Raw genomic sequence first — 11,424 nt, forward strand, 5'->3', positions numbered from 1 at the left:
ATTTTCAAAGATCTAAGTCTCTCGACTTGCTTTTTTATGATAACATTCCTCTTATCAATTGTCAACATTTTTTGTTGCAATTTTTTGCTGTTATCTTACCGCCGTTCCCGACGACGCTATTTATATTATCACGATTATTTCAATCATAAATTATTAAGTTACTATAAATTTTAATATTATAATTATAATACTATCTTTTTCTTTATTTTTCTCTCTTTTTTATATAATGATACGCCAGGTAAAGTTAACTATATAAATAAGTGTATTATATTAAATTTCTTATAATTTAATATAAGTTTTCACTATTTTGTCAAATTATTTTACTTAATATACGATAATTTAATATAATGTATATTATTAATGCAAAATATTAGGAGGATTATTATGATAAAAAAATTCATTCTTCCTGTTATAGCTTCACTTTTTATTTTTGTAGGTTGTTCAATTAAAAATAATGAAGCAACAGAAGAAAAAAACAATCCAAGCTCTCTACTTCTTATAAAGATAATACTATTACTAATAAAAAAATAGCTTTTTTTGGTGAATCTTATTCCAACAGCAAATATATATTTTTAGGAAATCTATTATTTTTTCCTAATCCTAATAATAACGACATCTTGTCTATATCAAAAATTACTGAAGATGCTACTTATATTGATACTTCTTCAATAATTGATAGCTTTAATATAATACAAATGCTATAGCTACAGATGGAAATAATATATTTTTTTCTTCATCATCTACCAAGAAGAGATTATATAAATTAGATTATCAAAAAAAAGAAATAACTAATCTTATTCAAGATAGTTCTTTAGAAATTGTTTATTATGATAATAAGTTGTACTACATAAGTTCAGAGGATAAATATATATATTCATATTCTATTAAAGATAAAGAAATAAAATTATTATCTAGTTCTAAAGCAAGTAACCTTTTAATTAATAACAATTCAATCTATTATAAGAATTTAAGTGATAATTCTAAATTATATTGCTTAACAATAAATAATAAGGATAATTTTAAGCTTATGGACTCTTCAGTTGATAGTTTCGTAATACATAATGATGAAATGCTATTTTCAAATTCAAAGGACAATAATTATTTATATTCTCTAAATTCATCTACCTTTGAATCAAAAAAGTTCTAGATATAGGAGTATCTAATTTAAAACAAGATAATAACAAAATATATTGCATAAACTCTGAATATCCTAACTTCCTATATGAATTAATACCAAATAATGAAACTAATAAATTTGAAGCTAAAAAAATCTTTCCTAACTTCGCAAATAATTATTACACTTCAGAGAAAGGAATATTTATCGAAACTACTCATAATCTAGGTAATATAAATATACTTAAATACAATTAAAAAAAGCTATATTGAAATATACTTTAATATTCTTTGTATATCTCAATATAGCTTTTATTTATTACTTTAAATTTCTTACTATTTCTTTATACTTATTACCTCTTATTTCAAAGTTTGGAAACATGTCGAAAGATGCACAAGCTGGTGATAATGTAACTATATCTCCTTCTTTAGCTATTTCCCTTGCTTTAAGCACAGCCTCTTCTAAAGTATTTACTTTAACAGTAGGAACCTCTATCCCCTTTTCTTTTTGCACTTTATCAAAAGCTTCTTTTATTACATCTTTAGTAGCACCTAATAAAATTAATTCTTTTATATATGGATATCCTTCTTCAGCAAGAGGATCAAATGGAATATGTTTATCATATCCTCCAGCAATTAATATAACCTTAGTATTAAATGCAAATAAACCAGCTAAAGTCCTAGTTGGACTAGATGCAATAGAGTCATTATAGTATTTAACACCATTAAGTTCTCTAACTAACTCGCATCTATGCTCTACTCCTCCAAAAGTTTTAACAACCTTTTTCATAACATCTATAGATACATCTTCTTTAGTTGCTAAGAAAGCTGCTAAGTAATTTTCTATATTATGAACTCCCTTAATTAAAACATCATCCTTTGTGCATACTTCTTCTCCATCAACATAAAGGATATCATCTTTAAAGTAAGCTCCCTTTTCCAATCTTTGTTTTGAACTAAATTCTCTTACTTCTCCTTTTGCTTCAGATACAAAGCTATGTGTTATTTCATTTTCTCTATTTAAAATTAAAATCCCTGATTTATCTTGATACAAAAATATATTTTTCTTTGCATTTATATATTCTTCCATATCCTTATGCATATCTAAATGATTAGGAGCTAAATTGGTAACAACAGCTACATCTATAGGAGTATCCATTGTCATAAGTTGAAAACTAGATAATTCTAATACAACTTTATCTTCAGAGCTTATATCTTCTATATTAGAAAATAAGGGTGTTCCTATGTTTCCACCAACCCAAGTCTTATAACCTGCTTCAATAAGCAATTTTGATATAATAGTAGTTGTTGTTGTTTTTCCATCACTACCTGTTATACCAAATATTTTACCTTTGCAGTATTTTACGAACTCTTCCATTTCTGAAGTTATATATGCGCCTTCCTCTTTAGCTCTAAGTAAAGCTTCACAATCTATTCTCATTGAAGGAGTTTTAAATACAACTTCAAACCCCGTTAATTTATCTAAGTAATTATCACCTAACTCTAATATTACTGATAGATTATCAAATTCATTGGCTATATTACCTAATTCTTCCCTATTCTTCTTATCAAAGGCTGTTACTTGTGCTCCAAGCTTAACTAGGAATCTTATAAGAGGTATATTGCTAACCCCTATTCCTACAACAGCAACTTTTTTCCCTTTTATAAATTCTTTAAATTCTTTAAATGGTTTTTTCATATTATTCCTCCAACCATATCTATATAAAAATATTATATTAATATACTATTTTTTTGCTAACAAATCAGCTTTATAACCTTGTTAGTAAATAAGTATATTTACATTAAATAAGTCTGTCCCAATTCTTTTTTATTATAACACTTATAATTATTAAATACAAAATCTGCTATTATCCAATTAAGAATTCTTAATTTATAATATTAGTTCAATACAGAAAGGAGCTATACACTAATTTTTAGCGTCATAGCTCCCTTCAATAATTAGAATTCTAAACTTTTTTCAATATAAGCTTCTAATTCAGATATCTTAATTCTTTCTTGTTCCATAGTGTCTCTATTTCTAATAGTTACAGCTTCATCTTCTAAAGTATCAAAATCTATAGTTATACAGAATGGAGTTCCTATCTCATCTTGTCTTCTATATCTCTTTCCAATGCTTCCTGCTTCATCATATTCTAAATTAAACTTCTTACTTAAGTTAGCATATACATCTAAAGCTTTTTCTGAAAGTTTCTTTGAAAGTGGTAAAATTGCAGCTTTATATGGTGCTAATGCTGGATGCAAGTGCATAACTGTTCTTACATCTCCACCTTCTAATTCTTCTTCATCATATGCATCAACTAGGAAGGCTAAAGCAACTCTATCAGCTCCTAAAGATGGCTCTATTACATAAGGAACGTATTTTTCATTAGTTGTAGGATCTAAATAGCTCATATCTTGACCTGAATGTTCTTGATGTTTATTAAGGTCATAATCTGTTCTATCAGCTATTCCCCATAATTCACCCCATCCAAATGGGAATAAATATTCTATATCTGATGTAGCATTTGAATAGAATGATAATTCTTCTGCTCCGTGATCTCTCATTCTTAAGTTTGCTTCATCAACTCCTAAGCTTAATAAGAAATTAAAGCAATAGTCTTTCCAATATTTAAACCATTCTAAATCAGTTCCTGGCTTACAGAAAAACTCTAATTCCATTTGTTCGAACTCTCTAGTTCTGAAAGTAAAGTTTCCTGGAGTTATTTCATTTCTAAAAGACTTACCAATTTGAGCTATACCAAATGGAACCTTCTTTCTTGAAGTTCTTTGAACAGATTTAAAATTAACAAATATACCTTGTGCAGTTTCCGGTCTTAAATATATTGTACTAGCTGAATCTTCTGTAATTCCTTGAAAAGTCTTAAACATTAAATTGAACTTTCTAATATCTGTATAGTTTAACTTTCCACACTTAGGACATACTATATTATTCTTTTCAATATACTCTTTTAATTGTTCATTTGTCCATCCATCAGCACTTGCTACTTCAGCACCATTTTCACTCATATGATCTTCAACTAACTTATCAGCTCTAAATCTCGCCTTACATTCTTTACAATCCATTAATGGATCTGAAAAGCCTCCAACGTGACCTGATGCTACCCAAACTTCTGGATTCATTAATATAGCACAATCCACTCCAACATTATATGGACTTTCTTGAACGAACTTCTTCCACCAAGCCTTTTTTACATTGTTTTTAAACTCAACTCCTAGTGGACCATAATCCCAAGAATTAGCTAATCCTCCATAAATCTCTGAGCCAGGAAATACAAAACCTCTATTTTTGCAAAGAGCAACGATTTTTTCCATAGTTTTTTCTACTGCCATTTTAATACCTCCAATTTTTTATAATAAAAAAAGGCCATAAACCTAAAGGGACGAAATTTATATTCCGCGGTTCCACCCTTCTTGGCTCTAGCCCAACTTTCAACATCATAACACTCAAAAGCGCCCTTCAACTCAATCTTATAACGATTTTCACCCTTCATCGTCTCTCTAAAATAAAATATAAGTTTACTCCTCTTTCTCTTAGTGTTTATTAAATTTATATATTCATTTTACCAAAAGCCATTTATATGTCAACGCTTTTTTCTTGGCATCTATAAATAAATATTTATTTATTAGTTATATAGCTTGCAACTATAGATAATAAAAAAGAGTTTTATAACAATAGATAATTTATCTACTCTTATAAAACTCTTATAAAATGGCTCCGTGGAGAGGATTCGAACCTCCAACCTATCGGTTAACAGCCGAGTGCTCCACCATTGAGCTACCACGGAATATTTTATAAATAATTTTAAAATTAAAATGGCTCCGTGGAGAGGATTCGAACCTCCAACCTATCGGTTAACAGCCGAGTGCTCCACCATTGAGCTACCACGGAATACTATAAATAATTTTAAAATTAAAATGGCTCCGCGAAGAGGATTCGAACCTCCAACCTATCGGTTAACAGCCGAGTGCTCCACCGTTGAGCTATCGCGGATTATTTGCTACATTTGTTATTATATCAAGTTTTATTAATAATGCAAGTGTTTTTAATAAAAATTTTCTTATTATTTTTTTACTTCACTATATTCTCCTATGAAAATCTACTATTTTACTAGGCTAAAACATTCTTTAAATAAAATTAAGAACTATCGCTAATGAATTTATTATTCACTAATACGATAGTCCTATAATTGTTTAAACTAAATTTAGTAGTTTTTATATTAATTTATTAATTCTGTCACAGTCCTTGTATATCCTACTTTACTGGTTTCATTGTTGGGAACATTATAATGTCTCTTATAGATGCTGAATCTGTTAAGAACATTATAAGTCTATCTATACCTATTCCTAATCCACCTGTTGGAGGCATACCTGTTTCTAATGCACTCATGAACTCTTCATCAATCATATAAGCTTCATCATCACCAAGTTCTCTTTCTTTTTCTTGTTGATTGAATCTTTCTCTTTGAACTATTGGATCATTTAATTCTGAATATGCATTACATATTTCTCTACCAAATACAAAACCTTCAAATCTTTCAGTAAACATATCGTTACCTCTCTTCTTCTTTGTAAGAGGTGATATTTCTACTGGATAATCGCATATAAATGTTGGTTGAATCATATGTTGCTCACAATATTCTTCATATAAAGAATTTAAAACTTCACCCTTTGTAACATGAGTTAAGTTCTTCTTAAACTCTAAATTCTTTTCTTTAGCAATAGCTTGAGCTTCTTCGTTAGTTGCTATTGAATTAAAATCAATTCCTGTATATTCTTTTACTGCATCTACCATTGTTATTCTTCTCCATGGTGGTGCAAAATCTATTTCAGTACCTTGATACATAACCTTAGTACTTCCATTTACTTTTTCACATACATAAGCAACCATATTTTCAGTAATTTCCATCATATCATTATAATCAGCAAAAGCTTGATATAATTCTATCATAGTGAATTCTGGATTATGTCTAACTGACATACCTTCATTTCTGAAAGTTCTTCCCATATCATATACTTTTTCTAAACCTGCTACTATAGCTCTCTTTAAATATAATTCTGGAGCTATTCTAAGATACATATCTATATCTAAAGTATTATGATGAGTTATAAAAGGTCTCGCTGAAGCACCACCTGCTATTGGTGAAAGCATAGGTGTTTCAATTTCTATAAATCCTCTATTATCTAAATATTCTCTAATTCCCTTTAGTATAGCAGCTCTTTTAATAAAGTTTTGCTTAACTTCTGGGTTAGATATCATATCTACTTCTCTTTGTCTATATCTTAAGTCTGGATCCTTTAATCCATGCCATTTTTCTGGTAATGGTTTTAAAGATTTACATATCAATTCAAAGTTTTTAACTTTTACAGATACTTCTCCTGTCTTAGTCTTAAAAACTTCTCCTGTTGCAGCTACCCAATCTCCTAAATCGTAAGTCTTATATGATTTTAAAGCTTCTTCTCCAACTTCGTCTATTTTTATAAATAGTTGAATTTTTCCATCTCTATCATGAATATCTGAGAATACAACTTTACCTTGCCCTCTCTTAGACATTATTCTTCCAGCTACTGTTACAATAGTCCCTTCTAGATTGTCATAATCTGCCTTAACTTCTTCTGACATATGAGTTCTTTCAACCTTATAAACGTCAAAAGGATCTTTTCCTTCCTTTTGTAGTTGTAATAGTTTCTCTCTTCTTAAAGCTTCTTGTTCATTAAACTGAGACTCTAACTCTTGTATATTCATTTCCTCAGTTGACATTGATATCCCTCCGTTACTCTCTTCTTATTCCTAAAATCTCGAACTTGTTTGTTCCTCCTGGTACTAATACCTCTACTAATTCTCCAACCTTTTTACCTAATAGTGCTGCTCCTACTGGTGACTCATTTGATATTTTATAATTCATAGGGTCTGCTTCTGCTGAACCTACTAATGAATATTCAACTTCTTCATCGAATTCATAGTCTTTAACCTTTACTATAGTTCCAACTGCTACTTTATCTGTAGGTATTTCTGATTCGTCAACAACTACAGCATTTTTTAACATATTTTCTAATTGTATGATTCTACCTTCTGTGAATGCTTGTTCATTTTTAGCTTCATCATACTCTGAGTTTTCACTTAAATCTCCATATCCTAATGCAACTTTTATCTTTTCTGTTATTTCTTTTCTTTTTACGCTTTTTAAGAATTCTAATTCATCTTCTAATTTTTTTACGCCTTCGTATGTCATTACGAATTTTTTAGTCTCACTCATGATTTTCTCCCCTTCAAATTCTACTTTATTCAAAAAAACTAACAATAATTTTTATATTGTCAAAATCATTTAAAACATTATAAATCAGCAAATAATATCTGTCAACTAATCTCGAATATAAGTGTTATATTCATAAAAAAATTCTTATATTAGTCAACAGATATATATTATTCTTGTTTTTTATATATTTATTCATAAAAGTTTTTTATATTCAAATTAATATTATTATTTATTTTAAAATTTTAATAAATCATTCTTATAACTATTTAATATTTCAATTACTGCATCACTTTCATCTAACGAGTTTATTACAACTTTTATATCATTACTTTTAGGCATTCCTTTTAAATACCAAGAAGCATGTTTTCTCATTTCTCTTACTGCTTTTCTTTCACCGTCATTTTTAATTGCTAATTCATAATGCCTTAAACACATATTAATCCTATCTGAATAAGTTATTTCTTGTGGCTCTAACCCCTTTAATTTGTTCTCAATTTGCTTAAATATCCAAGGATTGCCCATACTACCCCTTGCCACCATTATTCCATCACAATTAGTTTTATTTTTTAATTCCAAGGCATCTTCAGGATTAAAAACATCTCCATTTCCTATTACAGGAACAGAAACAGCTTCTTTTACTTGTCTTATTATATCCCAATCTGCCTTTCCTTCATACATTTGTTGTTTAGTTCTTCCATGTATTGCTATAGCATCAACTCCTGCATCCTCAATTATCTTTGCAAATTCAACAGCATTTATACTTCCTTCATCAAAACCTTTTCTAAACTTTACTGTAACTGGTTTTGTAGAAACTTTCTTAATTTCTCTTACTATATTTGCTGCTAATTCTGGATGCTTCATAAGAGCTGATCCTTCTCCATTTTTAGTTATCTTATTAACAGGACATCCCATATTTATATCAATTAAACAAACATCCTGCCTATCATTAAAATTTCTTTGTACAACTTCAGCCATTATCTTAGGATTATTTCCAAATATCTGAATAGCTACTGGGGCTTCTTCTTCTGAAATCCTAAGAAGTGATTTTGTATTTTCGTTTCCATAGTAAAGAGCTTTAGCACTTACCATTTCAGTATAAACTAAACCACATCCCATTTCCTTACATAATCCTCTAAAAGATATGTCTGTTACTCCTGCCATAGGTGCTAGAAAAACATTATTTTCAAATTCTAGATTACCAATCTTCATATTATACTACTCCTTATTTTTTTCGTATATTATTCTTAACCCCTCTAATGTTAAACTAGAATCTACCTTATCTATAACCTCAGTTTCCTTTGCAATTAGATTTGCTAATCCACCTGTTGCTACTACTAAAGGCTCATCACAACCAAAATCCTTCATTTCATCTTTCATTTTTCTAACTATATATTCTACCTGACCTATATACCCATATATTATTCCCGCTTGCATACTAGATATGGTATTTTTACATATTAAATTTTTAGGTGTCTCAAGTTCTACTCTAGGAAGTTTAGCTGCTCTATCAAATAAAGCATCTGAAGCTATTCTCACTCCTGGAGTAATACATCCACCTAAATAATTTTGGTCCTTAGTTAAGGCACAAAATGTAGTTGCTGTACCAAAATCTATTATTATTAAATCCTGTTTATATTTATCATGTGCAGCAACAGCATTAACAATTCTATCTGCCCCTACTTCTTTAGGGTTATCATATTTTATATTAATTCCCGTCTTAACCCCAGGTCCTACTATTATAGGATTAATTTCAAAGCTCTTTTTTATCATATTCTCTAAGGAATGCATTATATTCGGAACAACTGATGATACTATTATTCCCTTTACTTCCCTAGGATTGAATCCACTTTGATGGAAAAGCTGCATAACTTGAATAGAGTACTCATCTGATGTTTTCTTTGCATCTGTAGAAATTCTCCATCCCACAATATTTTCCGAACCTTTATATACACCCAAAACAATATTAGTATTGCCAACATCAACTACTAGTATCATACAAGCACCACCTTAATACAATTAAAAGCAGCTTTAAAAGCTGCCTTGTTTAAAAATATAACCTCAACAAATTTAACAATTTAATTTTAACAATTACAAATTATTTGTCAAGTGTTGTAAATTCTATATATCAAAATAATCCTACTATTTCACCATTATCTAATATATCCATATTATTAGCCGCTGGTACTTTAGGAAGCCCTGGCATTGTCATAATATCACCATTTAATACAACAATAAAACCAGCACCATTAGATACTCTAACTTCTTTAACTGTTATTTCAAAATTCTCTGGTCTTCCCTTTAGGTTTGGATTATCTGATAAAGAGTATTGTGTCTTTGCCATACAAATAGGTAATTTGTCCAATCCAAATTTTTCAAGCTCAAGAATTTGTTTTTTAGCATTAGCAGTAAATACAACCCCCTTAGCTCCATATATCTCTTTAGCTATAGTATTTATTTTCTCTTCAATACTTGAGTCTACTTCATAAATTGGGCTAAAATTAGAGGTTTCATTATCAAGTATACTGCAAACAGCTTCACCTAACTCAATTCCACCTTCTCCACCTTTTGCCCATACATCAGATAAGGCAACTTTAACTCCCAATTTGTTACAATAGTCTTTAATGAAATCAAGTTCTTCCTCACTATCACTTACAAATTTATTAATTGCAACTACTACTGGAACATTATACTTCTTAATATTTTCAATTTGCTTTTCTAAATTTCCTATTCCTTTTGTTAAGGCTTCTAAATTTGGTGTGCTAAGCATATCCTTTGGAACTCCACCATGATTCTTTAAGGCTCTGACTGTTGCAACAATAACAACACAATTTGGTTCAAGCTCTCCATATCTACATTTTATATCTAAGAATTTTTCAGCACCTAAATCAGCTCCAAATCCAGCTTCAGTTACTACTATATCACCTAATTTAAGTGCCATTTTAGTAGCAATTATAGAGTTGCATCCATGTGCTATATTAGCAAAAGGTCCACCGTGAATTATTGCAGGAGTGTTTTCTAAGGTTTGAACTAAGTTTGGCTTTATAGCATCCTTCATTAATAAAGTCATAGCCCCTTGAATATCTAGCTGCTTTGCATATACTGGATTTCCATCTAAATCATATGCAATTAATATATTTCCCATTCTTTCTTTAAGATCTGATAAGCTATTTGCTAGACAAAGTATAGCCATAATTTCTGAAGCTACAGTAATCATAAATCCATCTTCTCTTAAAAATCCATTTAACTTACCCCCTAAGCCAACAACTATGCTTCTTAAGGCTCTGTCATTCATATCTATTACTCTTTTAAATACTATTCTTCTTGAATCAATTCTTAAAGTATTTCCTTGATGTATATGATTATCTATAGCTGCTGCTAATAAATTATTTGCACTAGTTATAGCATGCATATCTCCAGTAAAATGCATATTTATATCCTCCATAGGAACAACTTGTGCATAGCCGCCACCTGCAGCACCACCTTTTATTCCAAATACAGGTCCAAGTGATGGTTCTCTTAATGCTATAACTGCATTTTTCCCCATTTTACAAAGAGCTTGACCAAGTCCTACTGTAACTGTTGATTTACCTTCACCAGCAGGAGTTGGATTTATTGCAGTCACTAATACTAATTTGCCATTTTTATTAGCTTTATTTTTATTAAAAATATCTAATGACAACTTACATTTATATTTTCCATACTGCTCAATGTCATCTTCTGTTAAGTTTAACTTAGCTGCAATCTTAGTTATAGGTTCCATTTTAGCTTCTTGAGCTATTTGTATATCACTCTTCATATTCACACACTCCTATTTAAAAGATTTAATTAATTCTTATTATTTACATAAATTATACCACTTAATCTTAAATATTAAAACATAAACTCGAATATTTCTTTTTATTACTTATTCATAATTCGCTATTAATCATATTTTAAATACTTTTTATCGATTTTTATACGTGTTTATAAAAAATTATATATAAATATAAAATTTACCTATTAAAATTTAATAAGGAGTTGTTTAAAAACAACTCCT

General features: G+C 29.4%; 8 protein-coding genes, 3 tRNA genes, 1 pseudogene and 1 other annotated feature. Of the genes and pseudogenes, 2 read left to right on the forward strand and 10 right to left on the reverse strand.

From position 1 onward, the window contains the following. The first annotated feature begins 384 nt into the window (after nt 1–384). A complete protein-coding gene (locus ACQRD5_RS15445) occupies nt 385–531 on the forward strand; it encodes a hypothetical protein (protein WP_291628854.1) in 147 nt (48 codons plus the stop codon). A gap of 166 nt (nt 532–697) precedes the next feature. Next, nucleotides 698–1,147, forward strand: a pseudogene (locus ACQRD5_RS15450) (DUF5050 domain-containing protein); the annotation flags it as partial. A gap of 285 nt (nt 1,148–1,432) precedes the next feature. Here ACQRD5_RS15450 and murD read toward each other — a convergent pair. The 10 genes from murD to ACQRD5_RS15500 form a co-directional block, all read right to left on the reverse strand. After that, the gene (gene murD, locus ACQRD5_RS15455) at nt 1,433–2,812 is read right to left on the reverse strand and encodes a UDP-N-acetylmuramoyl-L-alanine--D-glutamate ligase (RefSeq protein WP_291628852.1); all 1,380 of its coding nucleotides are present in this window, start codon (nt 2,810–2,812) and stop codon (nt 1,433–1,435) included. Nucleotides 2,813–3,072: 260 nt separating this feature from the next. After that, nucleotides 3,073–4,464: a glycine--tRNA ligase gene (locus ACQRD5_RS15460; protein WP_294168890.1), complete on the reverse strand. Its 1,392-nt coding sequence runs from the start codon at nt 4,462–4,464 to the stop codon at nt 3,073–3,075. Between the two features lie 43 nt (nt 4,465–4,507). After that, nucleotides 4,508–4,676, reverse strand: a binding site (T-box leader). 168 nt (nt 4,677–4,844) lie between these two features. Then, nucleotides 4,845–4,919 (reverse strand) — tRNA-Asn (locus tag ACQRD5_RS15465). Between the two features lie 29 nt (nt 4,920–4,948). Next, nucleotides 4,949–5,023 (reverse strand) — tRNA-Asn (locus ACQRD5_RS15470). A gap of 27 nt (nt 5,024–5,050) precedes the next feature. Next, a tRNA-Asn gene (locus ACQRD5_RS15475) sits at nt 5,051–5,125 on the reverse strand. Between the two features lie 261 nt (nt 5,126–5,386). Then, nucleotides 5,387–6,892, reverse strand: a complete 1,506-nt coding sequence (gene lysS / locus ACQRD5_RS15480) for a lysine--tRNA ligase (RefSeq protein WP_291628849.1) — start codon at nt 6,890–6,892, stop codon at nt 5,387–5,389. 13 nt (nt 6,893–6,905) lie between these two features. Further along, nucleotides 6,906–7,388 carry a transcription elongation factor GreA gene (greA, locus tag ACQRD5_RS15485; protein ID WP_291628846.1) on the reverse strand — a complete coding sequence of 161 codons (483 nt, stop codon included), beginning with the start codon at nt 7,386–7,388 and terminating at the stop codon, nt 6,906–6,908. A 234-nt stretch (nt 7,389–7,622) separates the two neighbouring features. Next, entirely contained in the window at nt 7,623–8,597 is a 975-nt protein-coding gene (gene dusB / locus ACQRD5_RS15490) for a tRNA dihydrouridine synthase DusB (RefSeq protein ID WP_291628844.1), read from the reverse strand. A gap of 6 nt (nt 8,598–8,603) precedes the next feature. Then, complete coding sequence (locus ACQRD5_RS15495) at nt 8,604–9,383, reverse strand: type III pantothenate kinase (RefSeq protein WP_291628843.1); 780 nt, start codon at nt 9,381–9,383, stop codon at nt 8,604–8,606. A 130-nt stretch (nt 9,384–9,513) separates the two neighbouring features. Then, the gene (locus tag ACQRD5_RS15500; protein WP_427747018.1) at nt 9,514–11,184 is read right to left on the reverse strand and encodes a formate--tetrahydrofolate ligase; all 1,671 of its coding nucleotides are present in this window, start codon (nt 11,182–11,184) and stop codon (nt 9,514–9,516) included. Nucleotides 11,185–11,424: the final 240 nt, after the last annotated feature.

The sequence above is a fragment of the Clostridium sp. SGI.024 genome (assembly GCF_050315195.1).
GTDB lineage: Bacteria > Bacillota > Clostridia > Clostridiales > Clostridiaceae > Clostridium.